This is a genomic window from Nocardia transvalensis NBRC 15921, from assembly GCF_000308875.1.
Classification (GTDB): domain Bacteria; phylum Actinomycetota; class Actinomycetes; order Mycobacteriales; family Mycobacteriaceae; genus Nocardia; species Nocardia transvalensis.
Genome location: NZ_BAGL01000032.1, coordinates 1 through 17,972 on the forward strand (window position 1 = coordinate 1; position 17,972 = coordinate 17,972).

The 17,972-nt window shown below is 69.6% G+C and carries 18 protein-coding genes; 12 read left to right on the forward strand and 6 right to left on the reverse strand.

The annotated features are described in order from the left end of the window. The 6 genes from dpgC to ON41_RS09845 form a co-directional block, all read left to right on the forward strand. The coding region (dpgC, locus tag ON41_RS09820; RefSeq protein WP_051161180.1) for a (3,5-dihydroxyphenyl)acetyl-CoA 1,2-dioxygenase DpgC at nt 1-1,203 on the forward strand (1,203 nt) is incomplete at its 5' end. Next, nucleotides 1,200-2,000, forward strand: a complete 801-nt coding sequence (gene dpgD, locus ON41_RS09825) for an enoyl-CoA-hydratase DpgD (RefSeq protein ID WP_040747056.1) — start codon at nt 1,200-1,202, stop codon at nt 1,998-2,000. The genes dpgC and dpgD, both read left to right, overlap by 4 nt. Nucleotides 2,001-2,026: 26 nt before the next feature. After that, complete coding sequence (locus tag ON41_RS09830) at nt 2,027-3,838, forward strand: thiamine pyrophosphate-binding protein (protein WP_040747058.1); 1,812 nt, start codon at nt 2,027-2,029, stop codon at nt 3,836-3,838. A 53-nt stretch (nt 3,839-3,891) separates the two neighbouring features. Next, nucleotides 3,892-4,950, forward strand: a complete 1,059-nt coding sequence (locus ON41_RS09835; RefSeq protein ID WP_040747060.1) for a catalase family peroxidase — start codon at nt 3,892-3,894, stop codon at nt 4,948-4,950. A gap of 14 nt (nt 4,951-4,964) precedes the next feature. Then, nucleotides 4,965-5,513, forward strand: a complete 549-nt coding sequence (locus ON41_RS09840; protein WP_373281335.1) for a cytochrome b — start codon at nt 4,965-4,967, stop codon at nt 5,511-5,513. Beyond that, nucleotides 5,510-6,775, forward strand: coding sequence for an MFS transporter (locus tag ON41_RS09845; RefSeq protein ID WP_051161181.1), 1,266 nt, complete (start codon nt 5,510-5,512; stop codon nt 6,773-6,775). Before ON41_RS09840 ends, ON41_RS09845 begins: the two co-directional genes overlap by 4 nt. Here ON41_RS09845 and ON41_RS09850 read toward each other — a convergent pair. Next, nucleotides 6,741-9,041 (reverse strand): FdhF/YdeP family oxidoreductase, encoded by a 2,301-nt coding sequence (locus ON41_RS09850; protein ID WP_040747064.1) that lies wholly within the window; start codon nt 9,039-9,041, stop codon nt 6,741-6,743. The two genes, ON41_RS09845 and ON41_RS09850, sit on opposite strands and share 35 nt — an antisense overlap. A 178-nt stretch (nt 9,042-9,219) precedes the next feature. On the opposite strand from ON41_RS09850, the gene ON41_RS38875 reads away from it, so the two are divergent. From ON41_RS38875 to ON41_RS09865, 3 genes are all read left to right on the forward strand, one after another. After that, complete coding sequence (locus ON41_RS38875; RefSeq protein ID WP_051161182.1) at nt 9,220-9,654, forward strand: hypothetical protein; 435 nt, start codon at nt 9,220-9,222, stop codon at nt 9,652-9,654. A 66-nt stretch (nt 9,655-9,720) separates the two neighbouring features. Continuing rightward, nucleotides 9,721-10,221 carry a pyridoxamine 5'-phosphate oxidase family protein gene (locus tag ON41_RS09860; protein WP_040747065.1) on the forward strand — a complete coding sequence of 167 codons (501 nt, stop codon included), beginning with the start codon at nt 9,721-9,723 and terminating at the stop codon, nt 10,219-10,221. Nucleotides 10,222-10,313: 92 nt separating this feature from the next. After that, nucleotides 10,314-10,808, forward strand: a complete 495-nt coding sequence (locus tag ON41_RS09865) for a hypothetical protein (protein WP_040747067.1) — start codon at nt 10,314-10,316, stop codon at nt 10,806-10,808. 131 nt (nt 10,809-10,939) lie between these two features. Here ON41_RS09865 and ON41_RS09870 read toward each other — a convergent pair whose 3' ends face one another. After that, nucleotides 10,940-11,551: a TetR/AcrR family transcriptional regulator gene (locus ON41_RS09870; protein ID WP_040747222.1), complete on the reverse strand. Its 612-nt coding sequence runs from the start codon at nt 11,549-11,551 to the stop codon at nt 10,940-10,942. Nucleotides 11,552-11,676: 125 nt separating this feature from the next. Between ON41_RS09870 and ON41_RS09875 the strand changes: the two genes are divergently transcribed. Both ON41_RS09875 and ON41_RS09880 read left to right on the forward strand, forming a co-directional pair. Continuing rightward, a complete protein-coding gene (locus ON41_RS09875) occupies nt 11,677-12,378 on the forward strand; it encodes an SDR family oxidoreductase (RefSeq protein ID WP_040747068.1) in 702 nt (233 codons plus the stop codon). 39 nt (nt 12,379-12,417) lie between these two features. After that, nucleotides 12,418-12,840 carry a tautomerase family protein gene (locus ON41_RS09880; protein WP_040747069.1) on the forward strand — a complete coding sequence of 141 codons (423 nt, stop codon included), beginning with the start codon at nt 12,418-12,420 and terminating at the stop codon, nt 12,838-12,840. 5 nt (nt 12,841-12,845) lie between these two features. On the opposite strand, the gene ON41_RS09885 is transcribed toward ON41_RS09880, so the two are convergent. Together ON41_RS09885 and ON41_RS09890 are read right to left on the reverse strand one after the other, a co-directional pair. Beyond that, nucleotides 12,846-13,085, reverse strand: a complete 240-nt coding sequence (locus tag ON41_RS09885) for a hypothetical protein (protein ID WP_157185416.1) — start codon at nt 13,083-13,085, stop codon at nt 12,846-12,848. Between the two features lie 129 nt (nt 13,086-13,214). Next, nucleotides 13,215-14,669 (reverse strand): MFS transporter, encoded by a 1,455-nt coding sequence (locus ON41_RS09890; protein WP_040747071.1) that lies wholly within the window; start codon nt 14,667-14,669, stop codon nt 13,215-13,217. A gap of 75 nt (nt 14,670-14,744) precedes the next feature. Here ON41_RS09890 and ON41_RS09895 point away from each other — a divergent pair, with 75 nt between their 5' ends. After that, on the forward strand, nt 14,745-15,185 hold the full coding sequence (locus ON41_RS09895; protein WP_040747073.1) for a MarR family winged helix-turn-helix transcriptional regulator: 441 nt from the start codon (nt 14,745-14,747) through the stop codon (nt 15,183-15,185). A 10-nt stretch (nt 15,186-15,195) separates the two neighbouring features. Here the strand turns inward: ON41_RS09895 and ON41_RS09900 are convergent, their stop codons facing one another. Both ON41_RS09900 and ON41_RS09905 read right to left on the reverse strand, forming a co-directional pair. Then, entirely contained in the window at nt 15,196-15,693 is a 498-nt protein-coding gene (locus ON41_RS09900; RefSeq protein WP_040747074.1) for a winged helix-turn-helix transcriptional regulator, read from the reverse strand. After that, nucleotides 15,690-17,936, reverse strand: a complete 2,247-nt coding sequence (locus tag ON41_RS09905; RefSeq protein WP_040747076.1) for a molybdopterin-dependent oxidoreductase — start codon at nt 17,934-17,936, stop codon at nt 15,690-15,692. The genes ON41_RS09900 and ON41_RS09905 overlap by 4 nt, the downstream gene beginning before the upstream one ends. Nucleotides 17,937-17,972 lie beyond the last annotated feature (36 nt).

The following is a 17,972-nucleotide window of genomic DNA, read 5'->3' on the forward strand; positions in this document are numbered from 1 at the left end:
CTGGGCCCGGTGCCGCGGCGGGACGAGGCCGCGGCGGCCCGCGCCGCGGCCGGGCACCGCGCGCTGCGCCGCCGGCGGCGTGAGTTCCTGCGCCGTCACGCGCCCGCGGTGTATCGCGCCGCCACCGACGACCTGCGCCACTCACTGCGTCTGGCCGAATTGTCCGCTGCCGCAACAGATCTGTTTCCGGGCCTGCTGCCACCGGCCGATCTGCTGGCCGCCGATGCCGAGCGGCCGCAGGCGGAGAAGGAGGGGTGGGAGATCGATCAGGGCATCTTCTTCGCCGCCGTCTTCGCCGACCCGGTGACGGGTAACCACCTGCTGGACGCCATGCGCGCACCCACCCGCCGCGCGCTCGAACTGGCCGACCGGTTCGCGGCGACCGGCTCGGCCGTCCTGCCCGCGGTGACGCTGACCAGGGTGGGCACGACGTCCACCCTCACCGTCACCAATACCCACTGCCTCAACGCCGAGGACAATCGGCACGTCGCCGATATGGAGACGGCCGTGGACCTGGTGCTGCTCGATCCGCGGACGCGGGTCGGCGTGGTGCGCGGCGGCGTCATGGATCACCCGCGCTATCGCGGCCGCCGCGTGTTCAGCGCCGGAATCAACCTGGCCCATCTGCACGCGGGCAAGATCTCGTTCGTCGATTTCATCCTCGGCCGCGAGACCGGGTACATCGCGAAGATCCTGCGGGGCCTGTCGGGGGATTCGCCGGTGCCGGTGACCAAACCGTGGGTGGCGGGCGTGGACTCGTTCGCCATCGGCGGCGGCGCTCAGTTGCTGCTGGTGTTCGACCGCGTGATCGCCGCTGCCGACAGCTATTTCAGTCTCCCGGCGGCACAGGAGGGGATCGTTCCGGGAGCCGCGAATCTCCGCCTCGGCAGGGGAACGGATCATCGGCTGTCGCGGGACGTCATCCTCTGGGGTCGCCGGGTGCACGCGACCGAACCCGCGGCCCGGCTGGTCTTCGACACGGTTGTCGAACCCGCCGAGATGGACGCCGAGATCGACAGGGCGGCCGAGCGTCTCGCCGCCGACGCGGTGGTGGCCAACAAGCACATGCTGGTCGCCGCGGAGGAACCGCAGGACGTATTCCGCTGCTACCTGGCGGAATTCGCGTACCAGCAGGCGCTGCGCTGCTATGGGGCCGACGTGCTGGCCAAGGTGAGCCGGTTCAGCGCCGGGGCGGGCCGATGATCGGCCTGTCCACGGTCGGGTACCGCAAGGACGGCCACGTGGCGACCGTCGAACTGGCGCGCCCCGAGGTGCTCAACGCGATGAACCTGCGCATGCACGCCGAACTCGCGCGGGTGTGGGACGACATCGAGGCCGACGACGAGATCTGGGCCGTGGTTCTGAGCGGCCGCGGCCCGCGCGCGTTCTCGGTCGGCCAGGACCTGAAGGAACTGGTCGACCGGATCGACGCCGGGACCGCGCGGTCGTCGTTCGGCAGTGCGGGCAAGCCGGGCTTCCCCCGCATCACCGAGCGGTTCTCCTTCCCGAAGCCCCTCATCGCGAAGGTGCGGGGCTACGCGCTCGGCGGCGGGTTCGAACTGGCCCTCGCCTGCGACATCGTGGTCGCCGCGGAGGACGCCGAATTCGGGCTCACCGAGGCGAGACTCGGCCTGATCCCCGGGGCCGGCGGCGTCTTCCGGCTGCCCCGGCAGGCGCCATACCGCGTCGCGATGGGCCACCTGCTGACCGGCCGCCGGATGTCCGCGACACGCGCCGCCGAACTCGGGCTGGTCAACGAGGTCGTGTCGCCGGAGGACCTGGATTCCTGCGTGGACCGGTGGATCGCCGACGTCCTGGCGTGCGCGCCGCTGTCCGTGCGCGCCATCAAACAGGCCGCCGCCGAATCGATCACCGACCCGCTGGCGGACGCGTTCGCCCGCGAATACCACTGGGAGACAGCCAGGTTCCGCTCCGCTGACGCCGAGGAGGGGCCCCGCGCGTTCGTGGAGAAACGCGCACCGCGGTGGACCGGCCGCTGACACCGATTCCGACCCGAAGAAGGACCATGCAGAAACCCGCCACCAAGCTCGGCCGCGACCTCATCTTCGACTACGTGCGCGCGGCCGGGATCGACTACGCGTTCGGAGTGCCCGGTACGCACGAGATTCCGCTCATCGACGGCACCACCCTGCCGGAGAACGAGGTCTCCTACGTGCCGTGCCTGCACGAGAACATCGCCGTGGGCGCGGCGATGGGCTACGCCCGGATGTCCGGCCGGCCCGGCCTCGCGATCGTGCACATCACGCCCGGCACAGCCAACATCATCGACAACCTGTTCAACGCGTACCGCTCCAATATCCCGGTCCTGGTGCTGTGCGGGCAGCAGCACAGCGACCTGCTGATCCAGGAGCCGATCCTGGCCTCGGACCTGGTGCGCACGGCCGGTCAGTACACCAAGTGGGCACACGAGGTCCGCGATATCGACGAGCTGCCGGTGGCGCTGCAGCGCGCGTTCAAGGAGCTGACGGTGCCGCCGCTGCGCCCGGTCTTCCTGTCCATCCCGTGGGACATCCTGCTGCAGCGGCCCACCATGCCCGACACCGGACGGTTCACCCGCATCGCCCACGGGGTGAGCGGTGATCCGAAGGGCGTCGCCGCGGCGGCGGAAACCCTCGCGCGGGCGAAGAATCCGGTCCTGCTCGTCGGCGACGGCGTGGGCGAGGCGCGGGCCTGGCCCGAGATCGAGCGGCTGGCGTATCTGCTCGGGGCGGCGGTGTACTCGGAGAACCAGGCCAGCCGGATGAACTATCCGAACAACCTGCCGCACTGGCAGGGCGAGCTGATGCCGACCCAGGAGGGCGTGCACAAACAACTGGGCGACTTCGACACGCTCTTCCAGATCGGCGTCAGCTCCCAGGCACAGATCCTGGTGTTCAAGTGGGCGAACGGTCCCATCCTGCCCGCGCACCTGACCCAGGTGATCCTGCACAACGACCCGTGGGAGATCGGCAAGAACCACTACGCCGAGGTCGGGCTGCTGGGCGATCTCGCGGCGACGCTGCCCGCAATGATCCAGGCCGTCGCCGAGCACGCCGACTACGACGCGGGCACGGCGGCGGCGCGCAACGCGGCGATCCAGGAACTGGATGTCCGGCGCGACGCGGGATTCGCGGCGTCGGCGGCCGAATTCCCGGGAGCCGCGGGCACACCCATTCCCGACTACCAGGTGCCCATGATCGTCGGGGAGGTGCAGCAGACGCTGGCTAAACCGGTCACGATCGTGAACGAGGACTTCGCCGTGCTGCCCGCCGTCCAGAAGGCCATCCAGTACGACCATCCCGACGCCTACTTCTGCACGTCCGGTGGGGCCCTGGGCTTCTCGCTGCCCGCGTCGATCGGCATCGCGCTGGCGGTGGGGCGCGAGCGGCACGTGGTGACCGTCGTGGGCGACGGATCGGCGCTGTTCCACACCAATTCCTGGTGGACCACGCGGAAATTCGACCTGCCGGTGCTGTATCTGGTGCTCAACAATCACGAGTACAAGACGCTGATGACCGGCCTGCGGAACATCGAGAAACTCTACGACTGGCAGCCCTCGCACGACGCCTGGTATCTGAAGCTGGGCGCGCCCAGCCAGGACTTCGCGCGGATCGCGGCGACATTCGATATCGACGGCGAGGTGGTCACCGACGGGCGCAAGCTGCGTGAGGCCGTCGAGCGAGGATTCAAGATCATCGAGGACGGCCGGCCCTACGTCATCGATATCCGCATCGCATCCGCGACCGCCACGGCGCCCGCGACGGACCTGATGCTCCTCGAGAAGCCGGGCGTGGATGCCGAATGGGCGCAACAGCTCTGGTCGATGGGGCCGCCGTGACCCCGGCAGAGCCGAGGAGCAGGGGATATGACGTTCGAGAAGGAGGGGAACTCATGACCGAGGGCCGAGGCCCGTCGCTGAACCGCCGCACCCTGCTGGGCGCGGCCGCCGTTGCCGGTGTCGGCATCGCCGGCATCGGCGGATTCCTGTTCAGCGAGGACAGAGTGGGACCGTGGCGGCTCACCGCCCGCCGCATGGTCGACAGGCTGGAGGCCACCGCGGGGGGACGGTTCCCGGGGTATCGCCGCAACCACGCCAAAGGCGTTGCGGTGTCGGGCTATTTCGAGAGCAACGGCAACGGCGCGGAGGTGTGCCGCGCCTCGGTGTTCCGGGCCGGGCGCTACCGGCTGGACGGGCGGTTCTCGCTCGGCGGCGGCAATCCGCACATGCCCGACGACATGATGGCCCCGCGCGGGTTCGGGCTGCAACTGTTCCTGCCCGGCGGCGAGCAGTGGCGGCTGGCGCTGATCAACATCCCGGTGTTCCTCGATGCCACTCCCGACGACTTCTACACGCGCACACTGGCATTCGCACCGGATCCGGCAACGGGCAAACCCGATCCGGAGCGAATGAAACAGCACGTCGCCACCCATCCGGCCACCGCCGCCGCGCTGGAGATCATCGGCAGCCAGGCGCCCGCGCCGACCTTCGGCAGCTCGGCTTTCTTCGGGCTCAACGCGTTCCGGTGCACCAACGGCGACGGGCATACGGTGCCGGTGCGCTGGCAGCTGGAGCCCGAGGCCACCGCGCCCGCGAATCCGCCCGGGGCCCTGTTCGATCCGCTGGTATCCGAGGTCGCGAACGGCCCGTTGCGCTGGACGATGGTGCTGGTCATCGGCGAGCCGGGCGACCCGACACACGATGCGACCAAACAGTGGCCCGCCGACCGTCGCCGCATACCGGTGGGGACGGTCGTGGTCGACGGCATCCGCACCGAATCCTCGGACAACGTCCAGCGGGTGAACTTCGACCCGCTGGTGCTGCCCAACGGCATCGCGCCCTCGGACGACCCGCTGTTGCAGGCGCGGTCGGCGTCCTACGCGGAATCGTTCCGCCGCCGGGCCGGGGAGAACGGCGGCGCGGGCGCGGTCGGTGCGGAGGGGGCGCGATGACGCTGCGCGAACAAGTGGCCGACACCACCCGCTTCGGGGTGACGGCGCGAATCCTGCACTGGCTCATGGCCGTCGCGATCGTGGCGATGATCTTCGTCGGCGGCTCGATGGTCGGATCGCTGGGCAACTACGGGCGGCTGCTGAGTATCCACAAGACGCTGGGCATAGTGATTCTGGTGCTGGCCGTCATCCGGATCGTCAACCGGCTGCGGCAGGGTCCGCCGCGGCAGGCCGATCCGCTCAGCCGCCCGGAACGGTTGCTGGCCAACGGGTCCGAAATCCTCATGTACGCACTGTTTCTCGCGCAGCCGATCGTCGGCTGGTGCCTGGTCTCGGCCTCGGGCATCCCGATCCATCTCCTCGGCGGCGTCCGCCTGCCCGCGATCGTGCCCACCGGCGCGGGCCTGTACGCGGCGCTGCGCACGGTGCACAGCGTGCTTGCCTACGCGCTGCTGGCCGCGTTCACCGCACACATCTGCGCGGTGCTGTTCCACGCACTCGTGTTGCGCGACAGGCTGATCCGGCGGATGACCTTCGGCGGCCGGGGCGCGCCGGAGCGATGACCGCCGTCCTGGACGGCCGGGAGCGCGGGTCCGCTCTCGGCATCGTGGTCGCGGTCGTCCTGGTCGGGGTGAACCTGCGGGCGGCCCTGACCGGGGTCGGGGCGCTGCTGCCTGCCGTATCGGCGGAGACGGGGCTGTCGTCGGCGTGGGGCGGGGTGCTCACGGCACTGCCGCTGGTGGTGTTCGCGGTGCTGTCGCCGCTGGTCGCCCGGGCGCTGCGGCACGGGGCGGCGCGGCTGGTTGCGCCGGCTATGGCGGGACTGGTTGCGGGACTGCTGATCCGCTCCGCTCCGGGTCTGCCGCTGCTGTTCGCCGGGACGATCGTCCTCTCCGCGGCCGTGGCGGTGGCGAATGTACTGCTGCCGGCGCTGGTGCGCGGCAGCGTATCCGGCGGCCGGATCGCGGGGGTGACCGCGGCCTACGTCACGGCGATGACGGCGGCCGCGGCGACGGCCTCGGGGACCGCGGTACCGCTGTCCGAGCACGTGCCCGGCGGCTGGCGCACCGTCCTGGCCGGCTGGGCGCTGCCCGCCGCCGTAGCGGCCACAGTGTGGTGGTTGCGACGGCCGGGCGCGGTGGCCGAGCCGGGCGCGGTGGCCGAGCCGGTCGTGGTGGCCGAGCCGGTTGCGGTGGCCGAGCCGCCCGCGCGCGTCCGGATCCCGTGGCGGTCGCCGCTGGCCTGGCAGGTCAGCCTCTTCATGGGGCTGCAGTCGCTCGGCTTCTACGCGACGATCTCCTGGCTGCCGAGTATCTTGCGCGACAACGGGATCTCCGCGCGCGACGCCGGTTTCTATCTCTTCGGATTCCAGGTGCTCGGCCTGCTCGCGCTCAACGGCGTACCGGTGCTGCTGCGTCGCGCGCGGGCCGACCCGCGCCTGCTCGCCGCGGCGGCGTCGGTGCTGGACGCGGGCGGATTTCTCCTGCTGGCCCTCGCGCCGCGGCTGGCCCCGGTGGCCGTGGTGGCGGTCGGTCTCGGCGCCGGTGTCTGCCTGATGCTGGCCCTGTCCTTCCAGAGCGAGCGGGCCGCGGGTGAGGCGGAGGCCGCGGCACTGGCGGGTATGGCGCAGGGCATCGGCTATCTGGTCGCCGCGGTGGGTCCGCTGCTCTTGGGCCTGCTGCACGGCGCACTCGGAGGCTGGACGGCGGCGCTGACCGTCCTGGCCCTGCTGACCGTGCTGCAAGTGGCGATGGGCTTCGGCGCCGGACGTCCGGCCACGACCCCCGCCCTCAGTCTCCCGAGTGGCGTTCGAGCCGGATCGTGACCGCCTTGGAGACGGGCGTATTGGAGCGTTCGGCGACGTGGTCCAAGGGGACCAGGGGATTGGTCTCCGGATAGTAGGCGGCGGCGTTCCCGCGCGGGGTGGAGTAGCCGACCAGGCGGAAGCCCGTGACGCGGCGCTCGATGCCGTCGATCCACTCCGAGACCACGTCGACCAGATCGCCGTCGGCGAATCCGAGCGCGGTGATGTCCTCGGGGTTGACCAGCACCACCTTCCGGCCGTCGCGGATGCCGCGGTAGCGGTCGTCGAGGCCGTAGATGGTGGTGTTGTACTGGTCGTGACTGCGCAGCGTCTGCAGGATCAGGCGGCCCTCGGGCACCGGCAGCCAGCGCATCTCGTTGACCGCGAAATTGGCCTTACCGGTCGCGGTGCGGAATTCGCGGGTGTCGCGCGGCGGGTGCGGGAGCTGGAAGCCGTTGCGCTGCCGCACCTTCGCGTTGTAGTCGGCGCAGCCGGGGACGACGCGGGCGATGGCGTCGCGGATGCGGTCGTAGTCCCGCCGGAACTCCCCCCACGGCACCGGGTGGTCGGGGCCGAGCAGTTCGCGGGCGAGTTCGCAGACGATGGTGACCTCGCTGCGCAGGTGCGGGCTCACCGGCTTCAGCCGCCCGACCGACAGGTGCACCATCGACATCGAATCCTCCACCGAGACACGCTGTTTGGCGCCTTCGGGGGTCAGGTCCTCGTCGGTGCGGCCGAGAGTGGGCAGGATGAGCGCGGTGCGGCCGTGGACGACGTGGCTGCGGTTGAGTTTCGTCGACACGTGCACGGTCAGCTCGCAGGCGCGCAGGGCCGCCTCGGTGACCTCGGTGTCGGGGGTGGCGGAGACGAAGTTGCCGCCCATGGCGAAGAACACCTTCGCCCGGCCGTCGCGCAGCGCGCGGATGGAATCGACGGTGTCCCAGCCGTGTTCGCGCGGGGAGGTGATGCCGAATTCGGAATCCAGTGCGGCCAGGAACGTTTCGGGCATCTGCTCCCAGATGCCCATGGTCCGGTCGCCCTGCACGTTGGAGTGGCCGCGCACCGGGCACACCCCCGCGCCCGGCTTACCGATCATGCCCCGCATCAGCAGCAGGTTGGTGGCCTCCTCGATGGTGGGCACGCCATAGCGCTGCTGGGTCAGGCCCATGGCCCAGCACATGATGGTCGCCTTCGAGTCGGCGAGCAGCCGCGCGGTGTGTTCCAGTTCGGCGCGGGTCAGGCCGGTCGCCTCCGCGACGGTCGCGAGATCCACTGCGCGCAGCTGCTTTTCGTAGTCCTCGAACCCGGCGGTGTGTGCGTCGATGAAGGCGCGGTCCACGACGGTGCCGGGAGCGCGGTCCTCGGCCTCCAGCAGCAGCTTGCCCAGGCCCTGGAACAGGGCCATATCGCCGCCGAGGCGAATCTGCAGGAAGTCGTCCGCGATGCGGATGCCGGTGGTGTAGCCCTTCACCGTCTGCGGGTCGCGGAAGCCGAGCAGTCCGGCCTCCGGCAGCGGGTTGATCGCGACGATCCGGGCGCCGTGCTTCTTCGCGTGCTGCAGGGAGCTGAGCATGCGCGGATGGTTGGTGCCCGGATTCTGCCCGGCGATGAGAATCAGATCCGCCCGCGGGAAGTCGTCGATGGTCACCGAGCCCTTGCCGATGCCGATCGAGCTGGTCAGCGCCGCGCCGGAGGATTCGTGGCACATATTCGAGCAGTCCGGCAGGTTGTTGGTGCCGAACGAGCGGGCCAGTAGCTGGTAGAGGAACGCCGTCTCGTTGGCGGTGCGGCCGGAGGTGTAGAAGACCGCCTCGTCCGGTCCGGACAGGCCGCGCAGCGCCTCCGCGATCAGGCGGTAGGCGTCGTCCCAGGAGATGGGGGAGTAGTGGGTGTCGCCCGGGCGCAGCACCATCGGCTCGGTGATGCGGCCCTGCTGGCCGAGCCAGTAGCCCGTCGCGCCCTCCAGCTCGGAGATCGGATGGGCGGCGAAGAATTCGGGCGTGACCGTGCGGAGTGTGGCCTCCTCGGCGACCGCCTTGGCCCCGTTCTCGCAGAATTCCGCGACGCGGCGGGTTCCGGTCGGATCCGGCCACGCGCAGCTGGGGCAGTCGAAGCCGTCGCGCTGGTTGAGCCGGGCGAGGGTGCGGCCGGTGCGCAAGAGGCCCATCTCCTCGACGCCGCGTTCCAGCGCGACCGCCACCGCCGTCAGACCGGCCGCCTCGTGTTTGGGCGGCGTCACGGTGAGTTCGGTTTCGTCGATGTCCTGTGTCGGCGCCTTGCGGTGCATGACCTTATCGTCCTCCTGCTCGCGACGTCATCGTCGATCGACCCGGGGACGGGCTGCGGGAGCGCGGCCGAAACCGTCCCAGGTAACAGAGACTACGCGGTAGGGTGCCGGGGACCGCGCAGCGAACGGACCGCACGCCGGGCGCGGGGTGCGTCCGGCACGACGAGGAACGATGCAGATGATCTCCACGAGTCGGACGACCCACCGCACGGCCGGACGGGCCGGCATGATCGCCGCCGGCGCGATCGCCGCGGCCGGATTCACCCTGGCGGCGCCGCAGAGCGCCGAGGCGGCGGTGACCCAGGTGGCCGCCACTCCCGATATGTCGGTCGGTGTCGCGACCAACTACGGCACCGGCTGCAACTACACCCTGCGGGCGGTCGTCGACGATCCCTCCGCACCGGTCACGTTCTTCGACAACGGAGCCCCGATCGGCCGCATCCGCCCCTCCGGCGCCACCGCCCTGACCCAGTGGGTGCCCGCCACTCAGGGTTCGCACACGCTCACCGCGGTGCAGGACGGCCAGCCCGCCGAACGTCCCGTCGCGAATCTGGTGCTGCCCGTCGGCACGGGCGCGCATCTGGGCTACAGCTGCGCCGTCTTCGGAGGCTAGCGCCGGGCCGATGAATCCCGGCGGGGTCTCTCGTCTGTATCTCCGGACCACGACGAAGGAGATGCCATGGACTACCCGCAGGGAGATGTTCGGCTGCTGGACACCGAGATCGCCCAGCGCCTGCTGCGCTCGACGATTCCGGCGCGGCTGGCCTACACCGCCGCCGACGGCACGCCGCGCATCGTGCCCAGCTGGCATGTGTGGACGGGGTCGGAACTCGTCATGTCGACCTACATCTACTGCCCGCCGATGGGCATGATGAAGCCGGCCGCACGGCTGGCCGCCCTGCGCGCGCGGCCGGACGTCGCGGTGTCGATCGATTCGGAGCCGCAGCCGCCCGACGTGCTGCAACTGCGCGGCCGGGTCACCATCACCGAGGTCGAGGGGATGGTGCCGGAACAGGCCGAGGCGGCCCGCCGTTTTCTCGGCGAGGAGGGCGGCGCGGCCTATGTCGCGGGCGCCGCTCACCCCGAGACCAGGATGGCGCGCATCGCCTTGCGGCCCGAGTGGGTGGGCGTCCTGGACTTCCGGACCCGCGTGCCGGGGATGGTCGCGGGGAACGGGTAGCTGCGTCGGGCGGTCACAGACAGCTGATGCGCTGGTCAGCGATAGTCGGTGGCCGCCTGTGGGCGCTGGATAGGTAGGGCTAAGGTTGCCGGGTGATCAAGGTCGTCTACGAGGCGTACCCGCAGCACGCCGGACTCGATGAGCCGGCGCCCGGCTATCTGCTGTCCGAGGACCCCCTACAGATCGCCGAGCGGCTCGCCGACGTGGGGTTCGAGACCGCCCACCTGACCGGCGCGCGCTGGACCCGGTCGGAGGAGGACTACACCTACACGGCCACCATCGTGGAGGCCGACGGGTCCAACAGCGCCGCCGCCGCCGAGATCAACGCGTACCTGAAGGCGACGGAGATCCAGCAGGACGTCCGCCACACCCTCTACGCCTACGTGATCCACCAGAACTGCGGCGAGGGCCCGGTCACCCGCGCGGAAGCACTGCGCGTAGCCGGCAGCGACACCGCCCTCGAGGCCCTCACCTACCTACACCACCGCTCCGCCGACATCGGCGTGGACGAGATGCTCCACTCCGGCTTCGACGTCCTGGCCCTGCTACACGCCGAAAAGGAACTCGGCCTCCGCAGCGAGGATTAGGCCCGCCGGTCGGCCCACCGCCCTGGTCCCGGTGTGCCACCACTCCATAAACCGGCGTGTGGCTGCCCTCATCCCGGCGTGTGGTTGCTCGCTGGCGTGGGCGTGTGGTTGCTCGCTTGCGCGGCGTGCGACTATTCCTTTCCCGGCACGCTTTTGGCCGGGATCCCGCCCCTGAGCAGAAAGTCCATGGCGGCGTCGAGGATTCGGCCCGACAGGGCGTCATCCGCGCTGGCCCGGGAGAGCATCAGGGCGCCTGCCATGACGGACAGTTCGAGCAGGACCTCGGGGTCGTCGGCGGCGGGGTGGTCGCCGAATTCGGCGAGTTTGCCGAGCATGGTGCGGATGCCGTCGAGGTAGGCGTGGCGCAGGGGGCTTTCGGCGTCGGTGCGCGCGACGTCACCGGCGAGGGCGGCGATACCGCATCCCTGCCCGGCCGCGTCGCGATGTGCGGGCGACAGGTAGCGCTCGATGAAGGTCCGCCGGGCCGCGGGGCCGTCCGGGCTGTCCGCGCGGATCTGCTCCATCTCGCGGATCTTCTCGACGTAGGCGGCCGTACACGCCTGTGCCACAAGGTCTTCCTTGGATCGGAAGTGCCGGTAGAAGCCGCCGTGGGTGAGTCCGGCCGCGGCCATCACCTCCGGCACGGTCACCGCGCCGGTCCCGCGTTCGCGCACCTGCGCGGCCGCCGCGTCCAGGACCTCTCTGCGGTGTGACTCCGCCTGTGCTCGGGACGTTCGCGGCACATGATCCCCTTCCGTCGAGCCGTCGCGCGCCCCCGATGGCACGCGATCGGCGGTTCCAGTCTTGCGCATCTCGTTAGATGATGAGCATAATCTAAAAATCGTCGAACGGCGGAGAGGACAGGGATATGACCGGAATCGAAGGTTCGGTCGCGCTGGTCACCGGTGGTGGGCGCGGGCTCGGGCAGGCATTCGTCGAGGAACTGCTGCGACGTGGTGCGGCCAAGGTCTACGCGACCGCGCGGCGGCCGGAGCCGGGTACGGATCCGCGCGTCGAATGGCTCACCCTGGACGTCACCGATCCCGGCTCCGTCGCGGCCGCGGCCGAGCGGGCGCGGGATGTGGAGATCGTCGTCAACAATGCGGGTGTGCTGCATCCGGCTCCCCTGCTGCGGGCCGAAATGTCCGATGTCGTCGCCACTTTCGAGACGAACGTCTTCGGCCCGTTGCGGATGGCCCAGGCGTTCGCGCCGATTCTGGCGGCCAACGGCGGCGGCGCGCTGGTCGACATTCATTCGGTGTTGTCGTGGGGTGCGGGGGCGGCGGCCTACGGGGCGTCCAAGGCCGCGTTCTGGTCGCTCACCAATACGCTGCGGCTGGAGCTGGCGGCGCAGCACACGCAGGTGATCGGGGTACATCTAGGGTTCGCCGATACCGATATGGTCCGGCGTCTCGACGTCGACAAGATCGATCCCACTCAGGTCGCAGCGGCGGTCTTCGATGGTCTCGAGCGAGGCGACAGTGAGGTACTCGTCGACGACGTCACAAGGCAGGTGAAGGCGGCGCTGAGCGGGCCCGTGGAGGGGCTCACGATTCCGATCGCCCGCTGACCCCGTTTCTCGTTTCACGCACGCCGAAAGGATCCCCCGATGCCGCTGTGGCACATCCACCATCCGCCGAACACGTACTCCGACAAGGACAAACAGGACTTCGCCCGGGACATCACCGAGTTCTACACCGGCGTCGGACTACCCGCGTTCTACGTCGTCGTCCTGTTCATCGAGGTCCCCGAGACCTCGTTCTTCGTAGGCGGCGAACCCACCCGCGACACGGTCCGCATAGTCGTCGAACACCTCGCCCGCCACCTCGACGACCCCGACCTCCGCACCCGCTCGACCCGCAAACTCGACTCGATCATGACCCCCTACACCCGAGACCGCGGCCTCCACTGGGAATTCCACACCCACGAATCCCCCCGAGACCTCTGGATGATCGCCGGCCTCATCCCACCCGGCCCAGGCACGGAAGCCGAAAAGACCTGGGCCCGAGAGAACAAGCCCCTCCCGTACTGACGGGCCTACTTGCCGAACACCTCGTCGAGCGTCTCCGCATCGAGCGCCCGATCTGTCCAAGCATCCAGTTGCTGGGTGTCGGTGCACTCCATGACCCGATCGGCGATGGTGTCGGGAACATCGAACCGATGCCGAAGAATCTTCAGCAGCGCCTTTGCCTCGCCCTCAGCTGCGCCCTTCGCTTGACCGCGATTGAAGTAGCGGCGTGCGAATTCACTCTTGTACTCGTACGTGCCAGCGGTCATGAGCTTCTCCAAGACATCCCGGGCCGCCTGCGGGAGTACGGCCTTTAATATACGTCGAGGAGCGAAGGGTAGCGGCGGGCACCGACAAGTTGATTGTGTTGGTGCCCAACGGTTCTCGTGGACGCTTGATCAGCTTGCTGTGGCCAGGGTGGAGGGGTTTGGTTCGGGGGTGGGGAGGGGGTCGGGGCGGAGGCCGGTCAGGGCGGCGAGAGTTGTTGCGGCGCAGGCGGTTGCGCCTACCCAGAAGGCGATGGTGAATTGGGATTCGGCGGGGAGGGGGAGGTGGGGGAGGAGTTTCGCGGTCAGGAGGGTGGTGATGATGGCGCTGCCGAGGGAGCTGCCGACCGTGCGGGAGATGGAGTTGATGCCGTTGGCGATGCCGCTCTGGTGGTGGGGGACCGCGGCCGCGATGAGGGCGGGCATGGCGGCGTAGGCGAGGCTGATCGAGACGCCGACGATCACGCCGGCCCAGATGACCGAGGCGGTCGCGTCGTGGGCGAGGGCCAGCCAGGCGAATCCGGCGACACCGACCACGCCGGCCAGAGCCAGCACGAGACGGCCGCCCAGGCGCCCGACCAGGATTCCGCCGATCGGCGCGGCGACCATCGATGCCAGCGCGGTGGGCAGCAGGTATTCCACCGAGGCGCGCAGGATCGACGCCTCGAAGCCGTATCCGGCGAGATGCCGGGGCATCTGGGCCAGATACGACAACCCCATGAACAGCAGGAACATCGAGAACCCGACGAACATCCCGGCCAGGTTGGTGAACAGCACCGGGCGATGGGTGAACATCCGCAGGTCCACCAGCGGCGCGGGCACCCGCCGCTCGGTGATCACCCAGAGCACGGCCAGGACGGCGGAGGTGGCCAGGCAGCCCAGCGTCGCGGCCGACGTCCAACCCCATTCGTGCCCTTGCGAAATCGGCAGCAGCAACAGCACCAGGAAACCGCCGAGCGTGACCGCGCCGGGCAGGTCCACGCTGCCCGGGTGCCGCTTTCCCGTGGCGGGCACCGCGACCACCGCGGCGATCAGCGCCAGCACGGCCAGCGCGGCGGTGAACCAGAACACCACGTGGTAGTTCGGATCGCTGCCCCGGGTCAGCAGTCCCGTGGCCACCAGCCCGAGACCGCCGCCGAAGCCGAGCGTGCCGCTCACGATCGCCATGGCGTGGTGCAGGCGCGCGGCGGGAATCTCCTCCCGCAGCATCGCCAGCGCGAGCGGGAAGATCGCCGTCGCGACGCCCTGCAGCGTCCGGCCGACCAGTAGCACGCTCAGCGACGTGGCCAGCGCCGACACCGCCGAGCCGACCGCGGCCACCACCAGCACGGCCAGCAGCGTCGGCTTCTTGCCGTACAGATCCCCGATGCGGCCGAGCAGCGGCGTGCACACCGCCGCCGACAGCAGCGTCGCGGTCGTCACCCAGCTCACCGACGTCGTCGACACGCCCAGGTCGGTCGCGATCAGGCCCAGGATCGGCACGGCCTGGGTCTGCATCACCGTCACGATCATCGCCGCGAATGCCAGGACGCCGGTCAGCAGCGAGCCCTTGCGCTCCGTCACGGACACCTCCAGAAGCTTGAACATGGATATATTTGAAGTCTTCAAGCATCTAAGGATTCAACGATATCGGTTGTCAATCGTGGAGGTAGAATCTGCGCTATGAGCCCGGACACAACGAACAGCGCGCTCGCATTGCTGATCTCGCGATTCGTGTCCGCCTACCTGCACGATTTCCTCACCGCGGCCGAGGACCACGGGCTCACACTGACGCAGGCGAAGCTGCTCCTGGCCCTGAACGAACCCCCGGACGAACTGCCGATGCGGGTTCTCGCCGGCCGCCTGGCCTGTGACCCGTCCAACCTCACCGGTGTCGCGGATCGCATGGAATCGCGCGGGCTGGTCCGGCGCACGGTGAACCCGTCGGACCGCCGGGTGAAATACCTCGCCGCGACCGACGAGGGCCGGGACCTGGCCGCGCGGATCCGCGGTTCACAGGTCCGCGCCTACAAGGCCCTCGCCGAACTCACCCCGGACGAGGAGCGGTTACTCGAGGGCATGCTGGAGCGCCTGGTGCCGAAGCTGGAGGCGCAGGAGGACTAGCCGGTGGTTGTCAGGACGTGAATCGTCCCGTCGCCAAAGCATTTTCACGATGCCGGTCGGGGAACCCCGGGCCCAGGTGGGACGACACCTCGCCGTGGCGCAGGGGTTCGCGGCAGTGGGCGCAGACCACATCGGCGTGGGTGTCGTGGTCACAGGTGTCGTGGTGGAGGACGACCGGCGGCCCCGCCTCGGGCGCGACCCAGCGGTCGCCCCAGCGCATGATCGCCAGCAGGACCGGGAAGAAATCGCGCCCCTTCTCGGTGAGGCGGTACTCGTAGCGGGCCGGGCGGTCCTGGTACCGGACGCGCTCCAGCATGTCCTCCTCGACCAGCCGGGTCAGCCGCTGGGTGAGGACGTTGCGGCTCAGGCCCAGTACCCGCTCGAAATCATCGAAACGCGTTGTGCCGTAATAGGCCTCGCGCAGCACCAGGGGAGTCCACCAGTCGCCGATCAGGTCGACGGTACGGGCGACCGAACAGGGCCAGGTGGAAAAGGCGGTCCGCTTCATGCGTCGACAGTATCGATCCGGGCCGGCACGTACTTGTGCCACGGGGTGCCGACCCACTCGTCGCGGGAGTCGTACTCGGTCAGCTCGTTCGGTGCGGCCCCGCTGGTCAGTACGGAACCGTCGGCGTCGAGGACGGTGAGCCCCAGGCCGTTGGGCAGGGACAGGTGACCGGCGCGCATGCGATCGGTGGGTTCGACGGGGACCTCGGTGCTGCCGCGGCGGGTGGTGACGCGGACCCGGTCACCGGCGGCGAGGCCGAGGCGCTGCGCGTCGGCGGTGCTGATGCGCAGTGCGCCGCCGCCGTCGCGCTTACGCCAGACCGGATCGCGCATGATCGTGTTGGCGGTGAAGGCGCGGCGCTCCCCGGCGGCCAGGACGTAGGGCCACTCCTGTTCCGGTTCCGGCTCCGGCAGCGTCGCCACCACCGCCAGCAGTTCGGGGATGTGCAGCTGAACCCGGCCGTCGCGCAGGCGTTTCCAGGTCTCGTCGACGTCGTCGTCGGTGATGACCACGCCGTGCGTGCCGGTGAGGATCGCCTCGAACAGGCGCTCGCCCGCCTCCAGTCCCGTTCCGTACCCGGCGCGTTCGACGCCCTCGGGGTTCTTGCGGGCGCAGTTGTAGGCAGCCGCCCAGAGCATCGCGGCCGCATCCGCGCCGTCGGGAAGTGTGGGGCCCAGCGTCCGATACAGCAGCACCGGTGCGAGTTTGGCCTTGCGCCGGTCGGCGAGCAGGCCGAGGAATGCCATGGCGAAGGCCTCGCGGCTCTCGGCGAGGGCCGCGCGCAGCGGCGCGTAGTCGTCCTCGGTCACCGCGCCCGAGGCCTCGACCAGCCGGGCGTGGATCTCCGGTTCCGGCAGCACGCCCGCCGGGGCCGGGAGGACGGGGTGGCGCAGGTGGAAGACGTTGCGCGGGAACTCGAAATTGAAGAACGTCGCCTCGTACTTCTCGAACTGGGTCGGCGCCGGGAGCACGTAATCGGCCAGCCGCGCGGTCTCGGTCATGGCCACATCGATCACGACCACCAGATCCAAAGCGTCCAGCGCCTCGCGCATCCGCGCCGAATCTGCCAGTGAATGCGCGGGATTGGCGCTCTCGACGAGCATGGCGCGGTAGCGATTCGGATGGTCGGTGAGGATTTCCTCGCTGATCACGTTGCACGGCACCAGACCGCTGACGATGCGGGCGCCGGCCACGGGGCTGCGCGGTCCGGAATCGGCGGGGTGGCCGCGGTCGTGCCCGATCGCGGCCAGACCCGAAAAGGCGTACTGGGTACCGGGTTTGCCGAGATTTCCGGTGAGCAGCCACACCAGTTTCTCGACGTAGCTGACCACCGTGGAGTAGCGATTCATCTGGACGCCGAGATCCTCCAGCGCGGCCACCGACTCCGCGCGGGCGATGCGCCGGGTCGCGGCGGTCACCAGATCGAGGTCGACATCGGCTATGGCGCAGTACTTCTCGATCGGGACAGCGCGCAGCACCGTCAGTACCTCGTCGAGGCCGTCGGCGTGTGCGGCGAGCCAGTCCTGTGCCAGGAGGTCCTCGCGCACGAGGATCGCCGCCATCGCGGTGAGCAGGTAGACGTCGGTCCCCGGGCGCAATTGCAGGTGGTAGTCGGCCAGTTCCGCGGTCTCGGTGCGTACCGGATCGAGCACGATGATGGACCTGTCCGGATCCCGGGCGATCTCCTTGAGTACCGACCGGGCGCGCGGAAAGCCGTGCGACTGATAGGGATTCTTGCCGACGAACAACGCGACCTCGGCGTGCTCGATATCGGCGCGCACCGGATGACCGGCCATGCGTGCGCCGACCCAGAAGTCACCCGTCTTCTCCTGTGCCAGGGCGCTCGAGCGGTAGCGCATGCCGTAGGCGGCCATGGTGGCCGGAGCGTAGGAGCCGCCCAGATGGTTACCCTGCCCACCGCCGCCGTAGTAGAAGATCGACTCGCCGCCGTGCTCGTCGCCGATGCGCGTGAGCCGCTCGGAGATCTCGGAAATGGCGGTGTCCCAGTCGATTTCCTCGAAGGTGCCGTCGGGGCGGCGGCGCAGCGGCGCGGTCAGGCGGCCGGTGCGCCCGTTCTGGTAGTGGTCCAGTTGCAGCGCCTTGTTGCAGGTGTACCCCGCCGACGCCGGATGCAGCTTGTCGCCGCGGATCTTCTCGAAGGATCGGCCGTCGGCCCCGACCAGGACCTGAATGCCGCAATTGCACTCGCAGAGGATGCACGCGGTGGGCTGCCACTCGGTCATGGGAGGAGCGTACGCCGGTCAGTTCACAAACGCTAC

Bases quoted from the DNA above. Each gene is read 5' to 3' on its own strand.
- dpgD (WP_040747056.1), top strand. From the start codon at position 1,200: ATGATCGGCCTGTCCACGGTCGGGTACCGCAAGGACGGCCACGTGGCG.
- ON41_RS09830 (WP_040747058.1), top strand. From the start codon at position 2,027: ATGCAGAAACCCGCCACCAAGCTCGGCCGCGACCTCATCTTCGACTAC.
- ON41_RS09835 (WP_040747060.1), top strand. From the start codon at position 3,892: ATGACCGAGGGCCGAGGCCCGTCGCTGAACCGCCGCACCCTGCTGGGC.
- ON41_RS09845 (WP_051161181.1), top strand. From the start codon at position 5,510: ATGACCGCCGTCCTGGACGGCCGGGAGCGCGGGTCCGCTCTCGGCATC.
- ON41_RS09850 (WP_040747064.1), bottom strand. From the start codon at position 9,041: ATGCACCGCAAGGCGCCGACACAGGACATCGACGAAACCGAACTCACC.
- ON41_RS38875 (WP_051161182.1), top strand. From the start codon at position 9,220: ATGATCTCCACGAGTCGGACGACCCACCGCACGGCCGGACGGGCCGGC.
- ON41_RS09860 (WP_040747065.1), top strand. From the start codon at position 9,721: ATGGACTACCCGCAGGGAGATGTTCGGCTGCTGGACACCGAGATCGCC.
- ON41_RS09875 (WP_040747068.1), top strand. From the start codon at position 11,677: ATGACCGGAATCGAAGGTTCGGTCGCGCTGGTCACCGGTGGTGGGCGC.
- ON41_RS09880 (WP_040747069.1), top strand. From the start codon at position 12,418: ATGCCGCTGTGGCACATCCACCATCCGCCGAACACGTACTCCGACAAG.
- ON41_RS09885 (WP_157185416.1), bottom strand. From the start codon at position 13,085: ATGACCGCTGGCACGTACGAGTACAAGAGTGAATTCGCACGCCGCTAC.
- ON41_RS09890 (WP_040747071.1), bottom strand. From the start codon at position 14,669: ATGTTCAAGCTTCTGGAGGTGTCCGTGACGGAGCGCAAGGGCTCGCTG.
- ON41_RS09895 (WP_040747073.1), top strand. From the start codon at position 14,745: ATGAGCCCGGACACAACGAACAGCGCGCTCGCATTGCTGATCTCGCGA.
- ON41_RS09900 (WP_040747074.1), bottom strand. From the start codon at position 15,693: ATGAAGCGGACCGCCTTTTCCACCTGGCCCTGTTCGGTCGCCCGTACC.
- ON41_RS09905 (WP_040747076.1), bottom strand. From the start codon at position 17,936: ATGACCGAGTGGCAGCCCACCGCGTGCATCCTCTGCGAGTGCAATTGC.